The sequence below is a fragment of the Streptomyces sp. NPDC044061 genome, from assembly GCF_056434305.1.
The window spans coordinates 320,272-340,042 of the sequence record NZ_JBWKFL010000002.1; the positions used below are offsets into that span (position 1 = coordinate 320,272).

General features: G+C 70.9%; 20 protein-coding genes (1 of these 20 cut by a window edge). 10 read left to right on the top strand and 10 right to left on the bottom strand.

Going from position 1 to position 19,771, the window contains the following annotated elements:
- On the bottom strand, window positions 1-1,080 hold the 5' portion of the coding sequence (gene dusB, locus AC07CM_RS03925) for a tRNA dihydrouridine synthase DusB (protein ID WP_478874729.1). 195 nt of this gene lie to the left of the window's left edge; only the first 1,080 of its 1,275 coding nucleotides appear in the window; it begins with the start codon at window positions 1,078-1,080; its stop codon lies off the left edge, out of view.
- A 189-nt stretch (window positions 1,081-1,269) separates the two neighbouring features.
- Between dusB and AC07CM_RS03930 the strand changes: the two genes are divergently transcribed.
- Window positions 1,270-2,721: an MFS transporter gene (locus AC07CM_RS03930; RefSeq protein ID WP_478874730.1), complete on the top strand. Its 1,452-nt coding sequence runs from the start codon at window positions 1,270-1,272 to the stop codon at window positions 2,719-2,721.
- Window positions 2,722-2,745: 24 nt separating this feature from the next.
- Here the strand turns inward: AC07CM_RS03930 and AC07CM_RS03935 are convergent, their stop codons facing one another.
- On the bottom strand, window positions 2,746-3,624 hold the full coding sequence (locus AC07CM_RS03935; protein ID WP_478874731.1) for a helix-turn-helix transcriptional regulator: 879 nt from the start codon (window positions 3,622-3,624) through the stop codon (window positions 2,746-2,748).
- A gap of 101 nt (window positions 3,625-3,725) precedes the next feature.
- Here AC07CM_RS03935 and AC07CM_RS03940 point away from each other — a divergent pair, with 101 nt between their 5' ends.
- The 3 genes from AC07CM_RS03940 to AC07CM_RS03950 all read left to right on the top strand — a co-directional run bounded on the left by AC07CM_RS03940 (window position 3,726) and on the right by AC07CM_RS03950 (window position 6,719).
- Window positions 3,726-5,153 carry an MFS transporter gene (locus AC07CM_RS03940; RefSeq protein WP_478874732.1) on the top strand — a complete coding sequence of 476 codons (1,428 nt, stop codon included), beginning with the start codon at window positions 3,726-3,728 and terminating at the stop codon, window positions 5,151-5,153.
- A gap of 103 nt (window positions 5,154-5,256) precedes the next feature.
- On the top strand, window positions 5,257-5,481 hold the full coding sequence (locus tag AC07CM_RS03945) for a hypothetical protein (protein ID WP_067314249.1): 225 nt from the start codon (window positions 5,257-5,259) through the stop codon (window positions 5,479-5,481).
- 95 nt (window positions 5,482-5,576) lie between these two features.
- The gene (locus AC07CM_RS03950; RefSeq protein ID WP_478874733.1) at window positions 5,577-6,719 is read left to right on the top strand and encodes a serine hydrolase domain-containing protein; all 1,143 of its coding nucleotides are present in this window, start codon (window positions 5,577-5,579) and stop codon (window positions 6,717-6,719) included.
- Here the strand turns inward: AC07CM_RS03950 and AC07CM_RS03955 are convergent.
- Window positions 6,709-7,308, bottom strand: coding sequence for a TetR/AcrR family transcriptional regulator (locus AC07CM_RS03955; protein WP_478874734.1), 600 nt, complete (start codon window positions 7,306-7,308; stop codon window positions 6,709-6,711). The two genes, AC07CM_RS03950 and AC07CM_RS03955, sit on opposite strands and share 11 nt — an antisense overlap.
- Window positions 7,309-7,334: 26 nt before the next feature.
- Window positions 7,335-8,345, bottom strand: a complete 1,011-nt coding sequence (locus AC07CM_RS03960; protein WP_478874735.1) for an aldo/keto reductase — start codon at window positions 8,343-8,345, stop codon at window positions 7,335-7,337.
- A 165-nt stretch (window positions 8,346-8,510) separates the two neighbouring features.
- Here AC07CM_RS03960 and AC07CM_RS03965 point away from each other — a divergent pair, with 165 nt between their 5' ends.
- Both AC07CM_RS03965 and AC07CM_RS03970 read left to right on the top strand, forming a co-directional pair.
- A complete protein-coding gene (locus AC07CM_RS03965; RefSeq protein ID WP_478874736.1) occupies window positions 8,511-9,563 on the top strand; it encodes a chitinase in 1,053 nt (350 codons plus the stop codon).
- Between the two features lie 163 nt (window positions 9,564-9,726).
- The gene (locus tag AC07CM_RS03970; protein ID WP_478874737.1) at window positions 9,727-10,839 is read left to right on the top strand and encodes an endonuclease/exonuclease/phosphatase family protein; all 1,113 of its coding nucleotides are present in this window, start codon (window positions 9,727-9,729) and stop codon (window positions 10,837-10,839) included.
- Window positions 10,840-10,897: 58 nt separating this feature from the next.
- Here AC07CM_RS03970 and AC07CM_RS03975 read toward each other — a convergent pair whose 3' ends face one another.
- Complete coding sequence (locus AC07CM_RS03975) at window positions 10,898-12,280, bottom strand: glycine--tRNA ligase (RefSeq protein ID WP_478874738.1); 1,383 nt, start codon at window positions 12,278-12,280, stop codon at window positions 10,898-10,900.
- A gap of 161 nt (window positions 12,281-12,441) precedes the next feature.
- Between AC07CM_RS03975 and AC07CM_RS03980 the strand changes: the two genes are divergently transcribed.
- The 4 genes from AC07CM_RS03980 to AC07CM_RS03995 all read left to right on the top strand — a co-directional run bounded on the left by AC07CM_RS03980 (window position 12,442) and on the right by AC07CM_RS03995 (window position 15,585).
- Window positions 12,442-13,413 carry a metal ABC transporter substrate-binding protein gene (locus AC07CM_RS03980; RefSeq protein WP_478874739.1) on the top strand — a complete coding sequence of 324 codons (972 nt, stop codon included), beginning with the start codon at window positions 12,442-12,444 and terminating at the stop codon, window positions 13,411-13,413.
- Window positions 13,414-13,433: 20 nt separating this feature from the next.
- Window positions 13,434-14,201, top strand: a complete 768-nt coding sequence (locus tag AC07CM_RS03985; protein WP_478874740.1) for a metal ABC transporter ATP-binding protein — start codon at window positions 13,434-13,436, stop codon at window positions 14,199-14,201.
- Window positions 14,201-15,103 carry a metal ABC transporter permease gene (locus AC07CM_RS03990; RefSeq protein ID WP_478874741.1) on the top strand — a complete coding sequence of 301 codons (903 nt, stop codon included), beginning with the start codon at window positions 14,201-14,203 and terminating at the stop codon, window positions 15,101-15,103. Before AC07CM_RS03985 ends, AC07CM_RS03990 begins: the two co-directional genes overlap by 1 nt.
- 62 nt (window positions 15,104-15,165) lie before the next feature.
- Entirely contained in the window at window positions 15,166-15,585 is a 420-nt protein-coding gene (locus AC07CM_RS03995) for a Fur family transcriptional regulator (protein ID WP_478874742.1), read from the top strand.
- A gap of 79 nt (window positions 15,586-15,664) precedes the next feature.
- Here AC07CM_RS03995 and AC07CM_RS04000 read toward each other — a convergent pair whose 3' ends face one another.
- The 5 genes from AC07CM_RS04000 to AC07CM_RS04020 form a co-directional block, all read right to left on the bottom strand.
- Window positions 15,665-16,990, bottom strand: a complete 1,326-nt coding sequence (locus tag AC07CM_RS04000) for a histidine-type phosphatase (RefSeq protein WP_478874743.1) — start codon at window positions 16,988-16,990, stop codon at window positions 15,665-15,667.
- Between the two features lie 40 nt (window positions 16,991-17,030).
- Window positions 17,031-17,879, bottom strand: coding sequence for an isoprenyl transferase (locus AC07CM_RS04005; protein ID WP_478874744.1), 849 nt, complete (start codon window positions 17,877-17,879; stop codon window positions 17,031-17,033).
- Window positions 17,880-17,917: 38 nt separating this feature from the next.
- Window positions 17,918-18,664, bottom strand: a complete 747-nt coding sequence (gene recO / locus AC07CM_RS04010) for a DNA repair protein RecO (protein ID WP_365247287.1) — start codon at window positions 18,662-18,664, stop codon at window positions 17,918-17,920.
- Window positions 18,665-18,841: 177 nt separating this feature from the next.
- A complete protein-coding gene (locus AC07CM_RS04015) occupies window positions 18,842-19,057 on the bottom strand; it encodes a hypothetical protein (RefSeq protein ID WP_478874745.1) in 216 nt (71 codons plus the stop codon).
- 255 nt (window positions 19,058-19,312) lie between these two features.
- Window positions 19,313-19,741, bottom strand: coding sequence for a hypothetical protein (locus tag AC07CM_RS04020; RefSeq protein WP_478874746.1), 429 nt, complete (start codon window positions 19,739-19,741; stop codon window positions 19,313-19,315).
- Window positions 19,742-19,771: the final 30 nt, after the last annotated feature.

Consider the following 19,771-nt stretch of genomic DNA (forward strand, 5'->3'; position numbering starts at 1 on the left):
TTTCCCCCCCCCCCCCCCTCCCCCCACCCCCCTTGTTTTTTCCCCGGAGGCCCTCCCCTGGCCCTCTTCCCCCCCCCCGCCCCAGGGCTGGTCGAGGTCCAGCTCGTCGAGGCCGGCCCGCAGCTCCTGGAGCGACGACGTGATCGCGAGCCGCTTGCGCATCTCGGAGCCGACCGAGAAGCCCTTCAGGTACCAGGCCACGTGCTTGCGGAAGTCGATGACGCCCCGCTGCTCGTCGCCGATCCACTCGCCGAGCAGCGTGGCGTGCCGCACCATGACGTCGGCGACCTCACGCAGCGACGGTCGCGCGGTGGCCTCCGTACGCCCCTCGAAGGCCGTCACCAGGTCCGCGAACAGCCACGGCCGGCCGAGGCAGCCACGGCCCACGACCACGCCGTCGCAGCCGGTCTCGCGCACCATCCGCAGCGCGTCCTCGGCGGACCAGATGTCGCCGTTGCCGAGCACCGGGATCTCCGGCACGTGCTCCTTCAACCGGGCGATGGCGTCCCAGTCGGCCGTGCCGCCGTAGTGCTGGGCGGCCGTACGACCGTGCAGCGCGATCGCCGTGACCCCCTCCTCGACGGCGATGCGGCCGGCGTCGAGGAAGGTGATGTGGTCGTCGTCGATGCCCTTGCGCATCTTCATCGTGACCGGAAGATCACCCGCCCCGCTGACCGCCTCGCGCAGGATGGCCCGCAGCAGGTTGCGCTTGTACGGCAGTGCGGACCCGCCGCCCTTCCTGGTCACCTTCGGGACCGGGCAGCCGAAGTTCAGGTCGATGTGGTCGGCGAGGTCCTCCTCCGCGATCATGCGGACGGCCTTGCCGACGGTCGCCGGGTCGACGCCGTACAGCTGGATCGAGCGCGGCTGCTCGCTCGCGTCGAACCTGATCAGCTGCATGGTCTTGTCGTTGCGCTCGACCAGGGCCCGGGTGGTGATCATCTCGCTGACGAACAGCCCCTTGCCGCCGCTGAACTCCCGGCACAGGGTGCGGAAGGGCGCGTTGGTGATGCCCGCCATGGGTGCGAGCACGACGGGCGGCGCGACGGCGTGCGGGCCGATGGAGAGCGGGTGGGTCATCAGACGGCTCCGGGGCGGATGTACGACAGAAGACAAGGAACCATTGTCCCTCACCTCCGCGGGTGCTTGACCTGCGCTGCCCCGGGTACTGGGGTGGGCCGTGGACGGGTCGTGACGCGGAACGGCCGCCAGGATCTTGTAACACTCATTAGTTAGACGCACTATCGAAATTCACGTACGATGGGACACATGCCCGAGCTCAGCCACCGCCGACGCCTGCTCGTGCTCGCGATCTGCTGCATGAGCCTGCTGATCGTGAGCCTCGACAACACCGTCCTGAACGTCGCACTGCCCTCGCTGCAGCGCGAACTGCACGCCGAGACCTCGGGCCTGCAGTGGACGATCGACGCCTACACGCTGGTGCTGGCCTCGCTGCTGATGCTCGCGGGCTCCACGGCCGACCGGATCGGCCGCAGGAAGGTCTTCATGTCGGGCCTGGTCGTCTTCTCGATCGGCTCGCTGCTGTGCTCACTCGCGCCGAACCTGGAGCTGCTGGTCGTCTTCCGCATGGTCCAGGCGGTCGGCGGCTCGATGCTCAACCCGGTCGCCATGTCGATCATCACCAACACCTTCACCGACTCGCGCGAGCGCGCCCGCGCCATCGGCGTCTGGGGCGCGGTGGTCGGCATCTCCATGGCGGCCGGTCCGCTGGTCGGCGGCCTGCTGGTGGAGTCGGTCGGCTGGCGCTCCATCTTCTGGGTCAACCTCCCGGTCGGCCTCGCGGCCCTGCTGCTCACCCTGCGGTTCGTGCCCGAGTCCCGCGCACCCAAGGCCCGCCGTCCCGACCCGGTCGGCCAGCTGCTGGTGATCGTCCTGTTCGGCTCGCTGACGTACGCGATCATCGAGGCGCCGGACTCCGGACCGGGCACCGTGGCCCCCTTCGGCGCGGTGGCCCTGGCAGCCCTGCTCGGCCTGCTCCGGTACGAGCCCCGCCGCGAGGAACCCCTCATCGACCTGCGCTTCTTCCACTCCGCTCCGTTCAGCGGGGCGACCGCGATCGCGATCAGCGCGTTCGCGGCGCTGGGCGGCTTCCTGTTCCTGTCCACGCTGTACCTGCAGAACGTGCGCGGCCTCGACGCCCTGCACGCGGGCCTGTGGATGCTGCCGATGGCCGCGCCGACGTTCCTGTGCGCGCCGCTGTCCGGACGCCTGGTCGGCAGCCGGGGGCCGCGGCTGCCACTGCTGGTGGCCGGCATCGCCATGACCGCGAGCGGGCTGCTGTTCGCGGCGTTCGAGGCCGAGACGTCGAACGCCACGCTGTTCGTCGGGTACGTGCTGTTCGGCATCGGCTTCGGCTTCGTCAACGCGCCGATCACGAACACGGCGGTGTCGGGGATGCCGAGGGCCCAGGCCGGCGTCGCCGCCGCTGTCGCCTCCACGAGCCGGCAGCTGGGGCAGTCGCTGGGAGTGGCCGTGGTGGGCGCGGTGCTGGCTTCCGGGGTGGGGGCGTCGTCGTACAAGGACGCCTTCGTGTCGGCTGCCCGGCCGGGCTGGTGGATCCTCACGGCGTGCGGGCTGGCCGTGCTCGTCCTCGGGTTCGTCACCAGCGGGCGGTGGGCCCACCGGACTGCCGAGCGGACCGCCGAAAAGCTGGAGTCCGCCGAGGTGCGACAGGTCGTGGGCGCTTCCGGGCGTTCCTGACCGCGGTTGCTCCCGCCCGGGTGTTCAGCTCGCCCGCGCCATCTCGTACAGCTTCTCCAGGCGCTCCCGCGTCTCCTCGTTCTTCGGGGAGTACGTCACCATCCGCGGCCCCGCCTCCGGACCCAGCCACAGGTCCGTGTGCTCCAGCGTCAGATGGCCCACGTACGGGTTGAGGAACTCCTTGGTCTTGGAGCGGTTGCCGACGACCTCGTACCGCTCCCAGTTCTCGCGGAACTCCGGGGACGCCGTCTCCAGGCGCTTGAGCAGCATCTTCCAGGCGGGCTCGCCGAGGTGGCCGGCCAGGGCGGCGCGCAGGCGGGCGGCCATCAGCCGCATGGTCTCTTCCAGGTGGACGATCGCCGCGCGCCAGTCGCTGTTGGTGTACACGAGGAGCATGCAGTTGCGGTCCTCCGGCGGGACCGCGTCCAGGTCGCCCAGGAGCCGGGCGTAGGTGCGGTTGTAGGCGAGGATGTCGTACCGGCTGTTCTGGATGCAGGCCGGGATCGGCTCCAGCGCGCGGAGCATCTGACGCAGGGCCGGGGTCACACTGGGGCAGTTCGCGGCGGGCGTCGGATCGGTGGTGCCGGCCAGCTGGAAGAGGTGGGCGCGCTCGCTGGCGTCCAGCATCAGGGTGCGGGCCAGGGCATCCAGGACCTGCACGGAGACCTGGATGTTGCGGGCCTGTTCGAGCCAGGTGTACCAGGTGACGCCGACCGCGGAGAGCTGGGCGACCTCCTCCCGGCGCAGGCCGGGGGTACGGCGCCGGGCCCCGCGCGGCAGCCCCACCTGCTCGGGCGCGAGCCGCTCACGCCGACTGCGCAGGAAGGCGGCCAGCTCGTGCCGGCGGATCTCCGCTCCCCGCGTGGTCGCCGGGGCAGTGGTCTCCTGGGCCATGGTCGTCATGCCTTCAGGATGCTCCCGCGCGGATCCTGTTGCCAGGTACTTCTTCTACCAGGACAAGGACACTCTGGTACCAGTCTGAGGGCGGGCGCAGGCTCGGGGGCATGACAGAGACCGTCACGACTCCTGCCGTCCGCGCCCGGGCGTCCTCACCCGCGCTGAGCGGGCCGGGGCTGTTCACCGTTCTGCTGGCGGCCGCGCTGCCGCTGGTCGACTTCTTCATCGTCAATGTGGCCCTGCCCACCATCGGGGCCGATCTCGCCGCGGGCGAGGCGGTACTCGAACTGGTCGTGGCCGGGTACGGGGTCGCCTACGCCGTGCTCCTCGTGCTCGGCGGCCGGCTCGGGGACCTGTTCGGACGGCGCCGGATGTTCCTGGGTGGCATGGCCGCCTTCGGGCTGACCTCGCTGGCCTGCGGGCTCGCGCCCGGCGCCTGGAGTCTCGTCGCGGCGCGGGTCGCGCAGGGTGCGTCGGCCGCGGCGATGCTGCCGCAGGTGCTCGCCACCATCCAGGCCACCACGAGCGGCGGCCGCCGGGCCCGGGCCATGAGCCTGTACGGCGCCACCGCCGGTCTTTCCATGGTGGCCGGGCAGATCCTGGGCGGGGTGCTGGTCGCCGCCGACCTCGCCGGGAGCGGCTGGCGGGCGATCTTCCTCGTCAATGTGCCGGTCGTCCTGCTGGGCCTGCTGCTGGCCGTGCGGTTCGTGCCGGAGACCCGCTCGCAGCACCCGGAGCCCATTGACGGGCCCGGCACCGTCCTCCTCGCGGTGTCGCTGCTGACGCTGCTCGCCCCGCTGACCGAGGGCCGGGCCGCGGGCTGGCCGCTGTGGACCTGGCTGTCGCTGGCCGCGTTCCCGCTCGCCGCGGCCGCCTTCTACGCGGTGGAGCGGCGGGCGGACCGGCTGGGGCGCACTCCACTGGTGCCGCCGAGCCTGTTCGCGCTGGCGTCCCTGCGGCGGGGGCTGGTGCTGATGGTGCCGTTCTCGATGGGCTTCAGCGGGTTCATGTTCGTCATCGCGCTGGGGCTGCAACGGGGAGCCGGACTCGGGCCGGTGCCGGCGGGGCTCGCGCTCGCGCCGATGGCCGTGACGTTCCTGTTCGTCTCCCTCGCCGGGCCGCGTCTCATTTCCCGGTACGGCACCCGGGTGGTCGCCGCCGGATCCGTGCTGCAGGGCGTGGGCGTGCTGCTGATCGTGCTGGCCGCCTGGCGTGACTGGCCGCACCTGGGCCTCGGCTCGCTGCTGCCGGGCGCGGCCGTCGCGGGGGCCGGGCAGGCGCTGCAGCTTCCCAATGTGCTGCGGATCGTGATGTCCGAGGTGCCGCCGGCCCGGGCGGGCGTCGGCAGCGGTGTGATGGTCACCACGCAGCAGTCCGCGCTCGCCCTGGGCGTGGCCACCCTCGGCACCCTCTTTCTCACCCTCGTTCCGCACCAGGGCATGCGGGACGCGCTGGTCATCACGCTGCTGGTGCAGCTGGCGGGGATCGTGCTGACCGGCCTGCTCAGCCTGCGGCTGCCGCGCACGGTCGGCTGAGCCGAGGGCACGGCTTGGACAACTCGCCGTGAATGGCACCCTCTTGATGTTGAACCTGCTGCACACTCCTTGCGGTCGAGTGTGCCGGACGCGGGGAGGCGTCATGCCGCAGGACAACAGCACGAGCAAGGTCAGCCGCTGGGACCAGCACGGACGGGAGCACGTGGTCCGGGTGCAGCGCACGGGTGTGCAGCGCACGATCAGATGCGACACCTGCGGCTGGCGCAAGGGCGCCCAGTTCCTGCCCTGGCTGAAGGCGGAGGAGCACCTGGCCGAGGCCCATCAGGCGACGGTGGACCCGGCGGGTGCCCGGCAGCCGTCCCGCTGACGGCCGGCCGGTCCGGCGCCCGGGGCCGGGGCGGTGACTTCCGGCGGCGGCAGGAGTCGTACCCACGACGACGAGCGCCGACCGGAGGACCGACCATGACCGCACTGCACGAGACCCTGCGCCGGTACGTGGACGACGGGAGCGTGCCGGGCGCGGTGGCCCTGGTGGCCCGCTGGGACGAGGTCGACGTGGTGACCGTCGGCCTCGCGGACGCGGGCGGTTCGGCACCGATGGCCCGGGACTCGATCTTCCGGGTCGCCTCGATCACCAAGCCGGTGACCGCGGCGGCGATGCTGATGCTGGTGGAGGACGGCCGGATCGGCCTCGACGACCCGGTGGCCCGGTGGCTGCCGGAGCTGGCCGGGCCGATGGCCGTACGGACGCCGTCGAGCCCGCTGGACGACCTGGTGCCGGCGGCCCGCCCGATCACGGTCGAGGACCTGCTGGCCTCCCGGGCCGGCTGGGGCTTCCCGTCGGACTTCTCCCTGCCCGCGGTCCAGGCGCTGTTCGAGGTCCAGAAGGACGGCCGCGCCCCGCAGGCCTACCCGGCCCCGGACGCCTGGCTGGCCGGCCTGGCCCGGGTGCCGCTGCTGTACCAGCCGGGCGAGGCCTGGCTGTACGGCACCTGCTCCGATCTGCAGGGTGTGCTGGTCGCCCGGTCCTCGGGCCGGACGCTCCCGGAGTTCCTGGCCGAGCGCGTCTTCGAGCCGCTCGGCATGAAGGACACGGCGTTCGAAGTGCCGGCGGCCAAGCGGGACCGGTTCACCACCTACTACCGGCCCGGCGCCGACCGCACCCTGGAGGTCGCGGACACCCCCGACGGCGAGTGGAGCCGGCTCCCCGCCTTCCCCTCGGGCGGCGGGGGCCTGGCCTCGACGGCCGACGACTACCTGGCCTTCGCCCGCATGCTGCTGGCCGCCGGTGAGACGGCCGACGGCAGGTGCCTGCTGTCGCCCACCTCGGTGAGCCGGATGACCAGTAATCACCTCGGCGCACCCCAGCGGGAGATCGGCCGCCTCTTCCTGGAGGGCCAGGGCTGGGGCTACGGCGGCCAGGTCGACATCGCTCCGGACGAGCCCTGGAACGTACCCGGCCGCTACGGCTGGACCGGCGGCACGGGCACCACCGCCCATCTGATCCCTGCCACCGGCACGGTCACGCTGCTGCTCACTCAGGTGGGCATGCCGGATCCGACGCCGACACCGCTGATGCGGGAGTTCTGGCGGGTCACGGCGTGACGTCGGCCTTCAGCCCCCGCACCAGCAGCTCGACGACCGCCTCCAGCTCCGTCCGGATGCCGGGCTGCTGCCACTCCCGGGCGTAGCAGGGGTCGTGGAAGCGGCCGGTGGCCTGGAAGACGGCGCGGGCCGCGGCGGCCGGGTCGGGGGCGGAGAAGGCGCCCGACCCGGCGCCCGCCTCGATGATCCGGGTCAGCTGGGCGGTCAGGTCGGTGACGTGCTCGCCGACCGCCTCGCCGTTCTCGTCGGTGAGCACGGTGTAGGTGGCGAACAGCTCCGGGTCGTCGCCGGCCTTGTGCCGCTTGGCCTCGAACAGGGCCGCCAGCCAGGCCCGCAGCCGGTCCTCGGCGGCGCCGTCCCCGGCGGCGATGCCGGCCAGTCGCTCCGACGTACGGTCCAGCCACCGCTTGGTCACCGCCTCGCGCAGTGCCGCCTTGGTGCGGAAGTGCCGGTAGACACTGCCGTGGCTGACGCCGAGCGCGCGGGCCACGTCGACCACGGTGGCCTTGGCCGGGCCGTGGCGGCGCAGCACCTCCTCGGTCGCTTCGAGGATGCGCTCCGCGTTCAGGGTCTCGGTGGTCGGTGCCATGTCATAGACCGTACCCGGGGGTGCGGTCAGCGCTCGCTGTCGAGGTGTGCCATCTGCGCGGTCGGGTAGCGGTCGCCCGCGGCCGCGTCCGCCGGGACGGCCCGCTCGATCGCGGCGAGGTCGGTCTCGTCGAGGGTGACGTCCAGCGCGCCCAGCGACTCGTTCAACCGCTCGCGGGTGCGGGCGCCGACGAGCGGCACGATGTCCTCGCCGCGGGAGAGCACCCAGGCGATGGCGGTCTGCGCGACGGTCGCGCCCTTCTGCTCGGAGATCTTGCGCAGCGCCTCGACCAGGTTCAGGTTGTGCTGGAGGTTCTCGTCCTGGAAGCGGGGCGAGTGGGCGCGGAAGTCGTTCGCGGCCAGCTGCCGGTCGCGGGCGAAGTGGCCGGAGATCAGGCCGCGGGACAGCACGCCGTAGGCGGTGATGCCGATGCCCAGCTCGCGGGTGGTGGGCAGGATCTCCCGCTCGATGCCGCGGGAGATCAGCGAGTACTCGATCTGCAGGTCGGCGACCGGGGCGGTGGCGGCGGCCCGGCGGATGGTCTCGGCGCCGACCTCGCTCAGGCCGACGTGCCGCACGTACCCCTTCTCGATCAGCTCGGCGATCGCGCCCACGGTCTCCTCGATCGGCACGTCTGGGTCGAGGCGGGCGATCCGGTAGACGTCTATGTGGTCGACGCCGAGGCGCTGCAGCGAGTAGGCGGCGAAGTTCTTCACGGCGGCGGGGCGGCCGTCGTAGCCGCTCCAGTTGCCGTCCGGGTCGCGCAGGGCGCCGAACTTGACGCTGACCAGCGCCTGCTCGCGGCGAGCGGGCGGCGCCGTGCGCAGGGCCTCGCCGAGCAGCATCTCGTTGTGCCCCATGGCGTAGAAGTCGCCGGTGTCCAGCAGGGTCACACCCGCCTCGAGGGCGGCGTGAACGGTGGCGATGGACTCGGCGCGGTCGGTGTCGCCGTACAGCGCGGACATGCCCATGCAGCCGAGGCCCAGGGCGGAGACGTGGGGGCCGGTGGTTCCGAGGGTTCGGTTTCGCATCGTCATGTGCTCAAGACTGTCATGACAGCTGACAGATTTCAATATCTGTCAGCTGTCACTTGTCAGGCACGTCCGATCGGCGTCTTGGTCCAGACCTATTGACGAGAGGTCTGGACCACATGCACTGTCATGCCTACGACACCTCACCGCACCCCCACCGGGAGGCTCCGCATGCGCCGCCGCACACTGCGAGTGCTCACCGCCGCGCTCACCACGGCCGTCCTCGCCCCGCTCGCGATCGCCACCGCCCCCACCGCCTCCGCCGCCGACACCTGCGCCGTGAAGTCCCGCCCGGCCGGCAAGGTCCTCCAGGGCTACTGGGAGAACTGGGACGGCTCGGCCAACGGCGTCCACCCGCCCTTCGGCTGGACCCCCATCACCGACTCCCGCATCCCCGCGCACGGCTACAACGTGGTCAACGCGGCCTTCCCGGTCATCCGCTCGGACGGAACGGCCCTGTGGGAGGACGGCATGGACAGCGGCGTGAAGGTGGCCACGCCCTCCGAGATGTGCGCGGCCAAGGCGTCCGGCCGGACGATCCTGCTCTCCATCGGCGGCGCCGCGGCCGGCATCGACCTCAACTCCACGGCCGTGGCCGACCGGTTCGTCGCGACGATCGTCCCGATCCTGAAAAAGTACAACTTCGACGGCATCGACATCGACATCGAGACCGGCCTGGTCGGCAGCGGCAGCATCGCCCAACCGTCCACGTCCCAGGCCAACCTGATTCGGATCATCGACGGAGTCCTCGCCCGGATGCCGTCCAACTTCGGCCTGACGATGGCCCCGGAGACCGCGTACGTCACCGGCGGCAGCATCACCTACGGTTCGATCTGGGGCGCGTACCTGCCGATCATCAAGAAGTACGCGGACAACGGCCGGCTGTGGTGGCTGAACATGCAGTACTACAACGGCAGCATGTACGGCTGCTCGGGCGACTCCTACTCGGCGGGCACCGTGCAGGGCTTCACCGCCCAGACCGACTGCCTCGACAAGGGCCTGGTCGTGCAGGGCACGACCGTGAAGGTGCCGTACGACAAGCAGGTACCCGGCCTGCCCGCCCAGCCCGGCGCGGGCGGCGGCTACATGTCCCCGCCCCTGGTCTCCCAGTCCTGGAAGCACTACGGCGGCGCACTCAAGGGCCTGATGACCTGGTCGATCAACTGGGACGGCGCGAAGAACTGGACCTTCGGCGACAACGTCGAGGCGCTCCAGGGTCGTTGAGTCCCACGGCAGTTCCGGCGGCGCCGGGAGAACGAATACGGAAGGCCGGCTCCGTTGGACATGGTTCGGCGGAGCTCGGAGAATGGGACTGTCGGCGAGCAGTCACTGAGGCGGCGCCTGCCGTCGGCCGTGCGGTGCTCTGCGCCGCCCGAGGAGGCCCTCGATGAGCATCCGTATCGCCACCTTCAACATGGAGAACCTCTTCCGCCGGCCATCGGCCTTCCGTATGTCGGATCCGGTGAAGCGCGAGGAAATCCTGGAAGACTTCGCCAAGTTGGTCACTCTCCTCGACCTGCCGGTGTATCAGGCCGCGGACCGGACGGAGATCGCCGCGCTCATCAAGAAGCACCGGGCGTACGAGATCGACCCGCAGAATCCGCCGCCGATCTTCATCAACGAGTCCCGTCCGGGCAAGGACTCCGGGCTGTTCAAGAAGACCGGGTCGGGGGACAGCACCAAGATCGAGGTCACCGCCACGGGCCGTTCCGGGTGGGCCGGTTGGGCCGAGCTGGGGCAGGAAGACCTCGACCTGGACGTGGTGCGGAACACCGGCCGGGTGGTCTCGGAGGTCGACGCCGACATCCTGCTCACCGTCGAGGTCGAGGACCGGCTCACCCTGGAACGCTTCAACACGCAGGTCCTGGAAGGGGCGCTCGGCAGACGGCCGTACCCCTACAACCTGCTGATCGACGGCAACGACGCCCGGGGCATCGACATCGGCATCCTCAGCCGGCACCCGATCGCGTCCGTCCGGACCCACATCTTCGACACCAACCCGGACCGTCCCGACAAGCGCGTCTTCAGCCGTGACTGCCCCGAGTTCGAGATCGAGCTCGACGGAACACCGCTCGTGGTGCTCGGCAACCACCTCAAGAGCAAGTTCCAGGACGACCCGGAGCTGCGGCTGGCCCAGGCGAGGCGGGTGGCGGAGATCTACCGCGCCACGCTGGAGCGCACTCCGCACGTCATGGTCGCCGGAGACCTCAACGACGACCCGAACAGCGCGCCGGCAGTGGAACTGGGCGAGACCGGTCTGCGGGACGTGATGAGTCACCACTCCTATCACGGACTGCCCGGCACCCACGGGGACTGCAACAGCGAGGGCGACAAGATCGACTACCTGCTGCTCCCGCCGGCGCTGTGGCCGGAGGTGCAGCACGTCGGTCTGGAGACCCGCGGCCTCTTCGCGAAGGGCATCAAGTCCTTCGACACCGTGACGTCGAAGGGCAACGCGGCCTCCGACCACGCCGCGCTCTACGTGGACCTGGACCTGTGAGAAAACACCGGTGCCGGGCCCCTGGGAACAGGGGCCCGGCACCGGGCGGGGCTGCGGGTCAGGCGCCGATCAGACGACTGGCCAGGTATCCCTCGATCTGGTCCAGCGACACGCGCTCCTGCTTCATCGAGTCCCGCTCGCGCACGGTCACCGCGTTGTCCTCGAGCGTGTCGAAGTCGACGGTCACGCAGTACGGCGTACCGATCTCGTCCTGGCGGCGGTAGCGGCGGCCGATGGCACCGGCGTCGTCGAACTCGATGTTCCAGTTCTGACGCAGCGCCTGGGCGAGGCCCTTGGCCTTGGGCGACAGCTCCGGGTTCCGGGACAGCGGGAGGACGGCCACCTTCACCGGGGCGAGGCGGTGGTCGAGCCGCAGCACGGTCCGCTTCTCCATCTTGCCCTTGGCGTTCGGCGCCTCGTCCTCGACGTAGGCGTCGAGCAGGAAGGCCAGCATGGTGCGGCCGACACCCGCCGCGGGCTCGATGACGTACGGCGTCCAGCGCTCGCCGGCCTCCTGGTCGAAGTAGGAGAGGTCCTGGCCGGAGGCCTTGGAGTGGGCGCCGAGGTCGTAGTCGGTGCGGTTGGCGACACCCTCCAGCTCGCCCCACTCGCTGCCGCCGAACTGGAAGCGGTACTCGATGTCGGCGGTGCGCTTGGAGTAGTGGGAGAGCTTCTCCTTCGGGTGCTCGTACCAGCGCATGTTCTCAGTGCGCAGGCCCAGGCCGGTGTACCAGTTCCAGCGCTGCTCCATCCAGTACTCGTGCCACTGCTCGTCCTCGCCCGGCTTGACGAAGAACTCCATCTCCATCTGCTCGAACTCGCGGGTGCGGAAGATGAAGTTGCCCGGCGTGATCTCGTTGCGGAACGACTTGCCCATCTGGGCGATGCCGAACGGCGGCTTGCGGCGCGAGGTGGTCTGCACCTGGGCGAAGTTGGTGAAGATGCCCTGGGCGGTCTCGGGGCGCAGGTAGGCGATCGAGCCGGAGTCCTGCGTCGGGCCGAGGTGCGTCGACAGCAGACCCGAGAACTGCTTGGGCTCGGTGAACTGGCCCTTGTTGCCGCAGTTCGGGCAGTTGATGTCGGCCAGGCCGTTCGCCGGGGCGTGGCCCTTCTTCTCCTCGTACGCCTCCTCGAGGTGGTCGGCGCGGAACCGCTTGTGACACGAGGTGCACTCGGTCAGCGGGTCCGTGAAGGTGGCGACATGGCCGGAGGCGACCCAGACCTCGGAGGCCAGGATGACGGACGAGTCGATACCGACGACGTCCTCGCGCGACGTCACCATGTAGCGCCACCACTGACGCTTGATGTTCTCCTTGAGCTCGACACCCAGCGGTCCGTAGTCCCAGGCGGCACGCTGTCCGCCGTAGATCTCACTGCACGGGAAAACGAAGCCACGGCGCTTGCTCAGGCTGACGATGGTGTCGATCTTGTCGGCGGCCACGGTGCTCTCTTCATTACGACGACGGGCGTTGAAGCGAGATGCTTCCAGCGAATGATTCAGGTTACCGGCGCAGGCTCCCCCACGACCAAATCGGCCCCCTGCCCACGGCCCCTCGAAGGCGTTGTTGACAACGGTTTCCATGTTAGTTGAAAATGACTGTCATGAACGTACGACGACGCCTGCCGGCTTCCCGAATAAGCACGTCCGCGGTCGCCGCCGCCACCGCACTGGGGCTGGGCGCCCTGTCCGCCTGCTCCACCGACAGTGCCGCCGCGGGCAACACGGGCAAGTTCGACGTCGTCGCGTCGTTCTATCCGATGACCTTCCTCGCCGAGCAGATCGGCGGCAGCCACGTCCACGTCACCAGTCTGACCACTCCCGGCCAGGAACCGCACGACCTGGAGATCAGTCCCAGGCAGATCGCCCGGATCGAGGAGTCCGACGCGGTCCTGTACCTGAAGAACCTCCAGCCCTCCGTCGACGACGCGGTGGCCCAGTCCCCGGTCACGACGAAGATCGACGCGGCCTCCCTGACCACGCTGGAGGAGCACGGCGACGAGGTCGGCGGCCACGCGGCCGCGCACGACACGCACCCCGACGAGGAGTCCGGCGGCAAGGACCCGCACATCTGGCTCGACCCGGTGCGCTACGCCCAGGTCGCCGAGGGCGTCGGCAAGGCCTTCGAGAAGGCCGACCCGGACCACGCGGCCGACTACCGGAAGAACACCGCCGCCCTGGTGAGGAAGCTGGACGACCTGAACACCCGCTTCGAGGACGGCCTCGCGAACACGAGGACCAAGGTCTTCATCACCACGCACGCCGCCTTCGGCTATCTCGCCGAGCGCTACGGCCTCACCGAGGAGGCCATCAGCGGCCTCGACCCCGAGTCCGAGCCGAGCGCCGCGCGCGTGAAGGACCTGGAGAACCTGGCCAGGGCCGACGGCGTCGCCACCGTCTTCTACGAGACGCTCGTCAGCGACAAGACCGCGAAGACCGTCGCGGGCGACGCGGGCCTGCGGACGGACGTCCTGGACCCGATCGAGGGCATCACGGCGCAGTCCCGCGGCAAGGACTACTTCTCGGTCCAGGAAGCCAACCTGAAGGCGCTCCAGCGGGCGCTGGGCGCCAAGTGACCGGCACGGAGGAGGACACCATGGGCGAGCCCGTCATAGCGATGCGCGGGGTGAGCGCGGAACTCGGCTCTCGCCCCGTGCTGCGCGGCATCGACCTCACCGTGCGCGCCGGTGAGGTGGTCGCGCTGCTCGGAGCGAACGGCTCCGGCAAGTCGACCGCCGTGCGCAGCGTCATCGGCCAGGTGCCGGTCAGCGCCGGCACGATCGAGCTGTTCGGCACCCCGCGCCGGAGCTTCGGGGACTGGGCGCGCGTCGGGTACGTACCGCAGCGCACCACCGCCGCGGGCGGGGTTCCCGCCACGGTGACCGAGGTCGTCTCCTCGGGCCGCCTGGCCCGCACCCGCTTCGGCCTCTTCCGCGGGGCCGACCGCAGGGCCGTGCACCGGGCCCTGGAACTGGTCGGCATGGCGGACCGCGCCAAGGACCCCGTGACCGCGCTCTCCGGCGGCCAGCACCAGCGGGTGCTGATCGCCCGCGCCCTGGTCGCCGAGCCCGAGCTGCTGATCATGGACGAGCCGATGGCGGGCGTCGACCTGGCCAGCCAGGAAGTGCTGGCCGCGACCCTGCGCGAGCAGGTCTCCCGGGGCGTCACGGTCCTGCTCGTGCTGCACGAACTGGGCCCGCTGGAGCCCCTGATCGACCGGGCGGTCGTCCTGCGCGACGGCTGCGTGCTGCACGACGGCCCGCCGCCCAAGGCGGTCGGCCTGCATGCCCTGCCCGGCCACGACCACGTACACCCGCACGCACCCGCGGGCGCCGAACCGATCCGCACGGGACTGCTGAGCTGATGGAATTCCTGAACTACGCCTTCATGCAGCGGGCGCTTCTCGCGGCCGTCCTGGTCGGCATCACCGCGCCCGCGATCGGCATCTACCTCGTCCAGCGCCGCCAGCCCCTGATGGGCGACGGCATCGGGCACGTCGCGATGACCGGCGTCGGCCTCGGCTTCCTGCTGCACGCCTCGCCGGTGTGGATGGCCACGGCCGTCTCCGCGCTCGGCTCGGTCCTCATGGAACTGATCCGCTGGTACGGCAGGACACGCGGTGACATCGCCCTCGCCATGCTCTTCTACGGCGGTATGGCCGGCGGTGTCATGTTCGTCAACATCGCGCCGGGCGGCTCCACCGCCAACCTGATGTCATACCTGTTCGGCTCGCTGTCGACGGTCGCGCCCTCCGACGTGACCGCGATCATGGTGCTCGCCGCGTTCGTGGTCGTCGTGACCCTCGGGCTGCGCCGCCAGCTGTTCGCGGTCAGCCAGGACGAGGAGTTCGCGCGGGTCACCGGGCTGCCCGTACGCGCCCTGAACCTGCTCACCGCGGTCACCGCGGCCGTCACGGTCACCGTCGCCATGCGCGTGGTCGGCCTGATCCTGGTCTCCGCGCTGATGGTCGTACCGGTCGCCGCCGCGCAGCAGCTCACCCGCAGCTTCGCCGCGACCTTCGCGGTCGCCGTCGCCCTCGGCGTCACCGTGTCGGTCGGCGGCACGATCACCTCGTTCTACCAGGACGTCCCGCCCGGCGCGACGATCGTCCTGCTGACCATCGCTGCGTTCGTCGTCCTGACCGCCCTGGCCACTCCCCTGGCCCGCCGACGCGCCCGCGCGGCCGCAGCGGCACGGCCGGCGGGCGATCCCGCCGAGTGCTCGATTCCGGCCACGCGCGGGGCGGGGGACGAGGTCGGCGTCTGACCGCCGACAGCCCGGGCTGGCACAATGGCCCGGGCAGAAGCGAGACGTGGAGGAGGCAACCGGTGACGACCGCTGGACCGCCCGTGAGGGGCCGCGCCACCCGGCAGCGTGCCGCTGTGGCGGCGGCCCTCGACGAGGTCGACGAGTTCCGCAGCGCGCAGGAACTGCACGACATGCTCAAGCACAAGGGCGACTCGGTCGGCCTGACCACGGTCTACCGCACCCTCCAGTCCCTCGCCGACGCCGGCGAGGTCGACGTCCTGCGCACCTCCGACGGCGAGTCCGTCTACCGTCGCTGCTCCTCCGGCGAGCACCACCACCACCTCGTCTGCCGCACCTGCGGAAAGGCGGTCGAGGTCGAGGGCCCCGCCGTCGAGAAGTGGGCGGAGGCCATCGCCGCGGAACACGGCTACGTCAACGTGGCCCACACGGTGGAAATCTTCGGCACCTGCTCCGACTGCGCGGTGGGCAAGGCGCCGTAGGGACGCGGACCGTCGCCGGCCGCGGGTCCGTCGTGGCCGGTCGCGCGGTTCCCCGCGCCCCTGCGGAGCCGCAGCTCAGTCAGTCTCGCCCGAAGCAGCGCTCCAGTTCGTCCAGGTCGTAGAAGGCGCTGCCCTTCGCGACGGGGCGGCAGCCGGTCCTGAAGGCTGTCTCCTTCTCGTTGTAGAGCATGCGCACCAGGTAGCGGTCGCCCTTGCGGAACACGTCCCACTGGATGTTCGCGCCCAGCGGGGAGACGGACGCGCCCCGCCAGGGGTTGTCGGCGTAGGTGTACGGCTCCCCCGGCGTCGCCGGTTCCGTGCTGCCGGGCAGGCCCATCAGGGCGGCCAGCGGGATGATCTCCTCGGCGTGGGTGAAGCGCAGCTCGGCGCCGAGGTCGCCGGTGCCGGCCCGCTCGGCCTCGGCCCGCTCGAAGAAGTCGTCCAGCAGGACACCGGCCATCCTGTAGGTGATGTCGCTGTCGGCGAAGCCGGGGCCCTTCTCGTAGAAGTCCTCGGCGTCGCTCAGGTACCCGAACCAGGCGGCGTCGGAACGGGAGATGAACCGCTCCATGCCCCAGCCCCGCCCGTCCGGGCTCTCCTCGCTCATGGCCGGGGCGATGGCGTACAGGTTGTAGACGGCCCGGGCGGCGCCGACCTGGTCGGTGATCCGGTCGACGAAGTCGTCCTCGAAGATCCCGTGCAGGACGCCGCGGGCGGCCCGATGCGTCCTCGGCTGGTCGGTCACGGCGTGCAGCGTGTCCTTGAGGCGCTGGTCGTTCGCGATGTAGTCACGGTAGGCGGCGCCGCCCGCGGCCTTGTGGAAGTAGAGCAGGTCCTTGTCGGTGCGGGCCGGCCCGATCAGCGGCTTCAGCGCGGGGTCGGTGTCGGCGAGGGCTCCCGCGAACACGTCACCGCTGTCGACGGCCCGCCCCTGGCCGGAGCTGACCACGTCGATCTTCTCGCCGTCGGCGGCGATCTTCCCGAACAGGGACGGCAGCCGCCGCTCCAGGCGCACGGCCGTGTCCCGCAGCTCCTGCCTGCCGCGCCCGCTGAGGTTGCCGTAGCCCACCTTCGCCATGGCGGCCTGCAGGGCGCGGACCTTCGGCCCGAACACCTCGCCTCGGTGCGTGAGTCGGCCCTCGGCCTGTGCCTTGTCCCACAGCGCGAGGATCAGGTCGCCGTCCTCGCTGTCGGTCGCCGCGCGGGAGCCGTGCCGGGACACGTTCTCGGTGAAGACGGGAACGAAGCCGGCCGGGGCCTTCTGGTAGCCGCGGGGGTTCTGCCACGGCGCGTAGGGCGCCTTGGTGCCGTAGCTCTGGCGGTCCGAGGGGCTGTCGGCCGCATGCGCGGGCAGCGCGGTGAGCAGCAGGGCGCCGAGGGCGAGAAGAGGGGTGAGACGTCTCATGATTCCCGCATCCTCGGCGTACCCGATGAACCCCCCGTGACTACGAGGTGGAATCACCCTTCATGTCGGCCTCCATGGCGAGGAGTTCCTCGTTCGGTACGGCCCCGCCGAAGCGCCGGTCGCGGGAGGCGAACTCGACGCAGGCCCGCCACAGGTCACGCCGGTCGAAGTCGGGCCACAGCACGTCCTGGAAGACCATCTCGGCGTACGCGCTCTGCCAGAGCAGGTAGTTGGACGTGCGCTGCTCACCGCTGGGACGCAGGAACAGGTCGACGTCCGGCATGTCCGGGTAGTACAGGTACTTCTGGATGGTCTTCTCGCTGACCTTGGCGGGGTCGAGGCGGCCGGCCTTCACGTCCTCGGCCAACGCCTTCGCCGCGTCGGCGAGTTCGGCGCGGCCGCCGTAGTTCATGCAGAAGTACAGGGTGAGCAGGTCGTTGCCCTTGGTCTGCTCCTGGGCGACCTGGAGTTCCTTGGCGACCGACTTCCACAGCCTGGGCATCCGGCCCACCCAGCGCACCCGGATGCCGAGCGCGTCGAGCTGGTCGCGGGTCTTGCGGATGAAGTCGCGGTTGAAGTTCATCAGGAAGCGGACCTCGTCGGGCGAGCGCTTCCAGTTCTCGGTGGAGAAGGCGTACAGGGAGATGTTGCGGACGCCGATCTCGATGGAGCCCTGCAGCACGTCGAGCACGCGCTCCGCGCCGACCTTGTGGCCCTCGGTGCGCGGCAGACCGCGTTCCTTGGCCCAGCGGCCGTTGCCGTCCATGACGATCGCCACGTGGTTCGGGACCAGCTCACCCGGGAGCTTCGGCGCGCGGGCACCGGACGGGTGCGGCTCCGGCGACCTGTACTCGCGGCGCTGGCGCCCCAGGATCCCGCGTACCACCATGTGCTTCTCGTCTCCCTCTGCTCGGGCTTCTCGGGCTGTTACTTCTCGACGTACCTGAGCGAGCGCAGCCCGCGCTCCAGGTGCCAGTGCAGGTAGGCGGACACCAGCCCGCTGCCCTCGCGGACGTACCGCGCCTCGCACGCGTCCGCCGTCTCCCAGTCTCCCGTAAGCAGCGCGCCGAGCAGAACCAGGGTCTGCGGCGAGGGTACGACACTGCCCGGCACCCGGCAGTCGACGCAGACGGAACCGCCGGAGGCGACCGAGAAGAACCGGTTCGGTCCGGGCATGCCGCACTTCGCGCAGTCGCCGAAGCTGGGTGCGTAGCCGTTGACGGCCAGTGACCGCAGCAGGAAGGCGTCCAGGACGAGGTGGGGCGCGTGCTCGCCCCGGGCGAGGGTCCGCAGGGCGCCGACGAGCAGCAGGTACTGCTGTACGGCGGGCTCGCCCTCGTGGTCCGTGAACCGCTCGGCGGTCTCCAGCATGGCGGTGCCGGCGGTGTAGCGGGCGTAGTCGGTCACGATCCCGCCGCCGTACGGCGCGATGGTCTCGCTCTGCGTGCACAACGGCAGCCCGCGCCCGATCAGCTCGCTGCCCCGCGCGAAGAACTGCACGTCGACGTGGGAGAACGGCTCCAGCCGGGCCCCGAACTTCGACTTGGTCCGCCGCACGCCCCGCGCCACGGCCCGTACCCGTCCGTGCCCGCGCGTGAGCAGCGTGATGATGCGGTCCGCCTCCCCGAGCTTCTGGGTCCGCAGGACGATGCCGTCGTCCCGGAAAAGGCTCACGGCCGACCCCCGCTTCCGGCCGACCGGGGGCCCGGGGAGCGCACCGCGGGCGGGCACAGCGCGACCCGGGCCGCCGCACCCGGCCTCTGGGTGCGCGGCAGGACGCCACCGGCGCGGAACAGACTCATGGCTCCATTCTGCCCGCCCACACCGCCTTCCCGGGCAGGGGTCGGCTCTTCAAGGCACCTCGCCCCTGCTGCGCGCGTTGGCGTGGGCCGTCGCCGCGCTCAGCCGCTCGGCCGCGGTCGCCCGCCGGACGGACTCGGGTCTGACGTCCCACTCCCGCCCGCCGCCGTACGGCCGCAGCTGCACATACGGCCCTTCGTGCCCCATGACGATGCCGAGGCGTCCGGTACCGGTGTCGACGGCACAGGAGCCGACCGGGAGATTCATCGCGTCCACTCCCGGTGGCTCCCCTGCCTCCGGCAATTTCACTCTTCGCATGCCACTGGTGGCCCAGCGTGCCTACACTCGGCCGGAGTCTGCCTCGACGGCGGGCCGCGAGTCGGCCCCGGCGGGGGTGGTGGCAAGTCGGCCGCAGGGGCGGCGGCGCGGCGGGCGGCGCCCGGTCCTCAGGCATGGACGGAGTGCGTCCCTGGCGTCCCGGACCGACCCGGGGGCGTGCGTACCCCCAGGTCGGTCAGGGCATCAGAGGTAGTCGCCGGGGAGCTTGTCCCAGCAGTACCCGTGACCGGTCCACGGCGTGCCGACGTAGTACGGGTCACCGTTGGACAGCAGCACCGAGCCGGTGTTCGGGCCGACGACCCCGTCCGGCGTCTCGAAGGTCAGCCAGCCCTGGAGCCACCGGACGGTCGCGTCCGTCTGTTTGCCCCAGACGCTGTCCTCGGCGATCTTGCCGTACGGCGGATTGGGGTAGTCGTCGGCCCAGGCGTGGCTGGCGATCATGTAGTTGAGGTTGTGCTGCACGCACCACACCCCACTGCCGGACGTGGTGTGGCCGTAGCCCAGCCAGGCGGCCCCGGAGCTGGCGTCGGCCGTGCCGGACATGCCCAGTATCGACGCTCCGGTCACGGCGAGCGCGACAACGCCCTTGGCGATCTTGTTCTTGATGCTCACTCGGAGCCCTTCCGTTTCGTGTGACTGTGA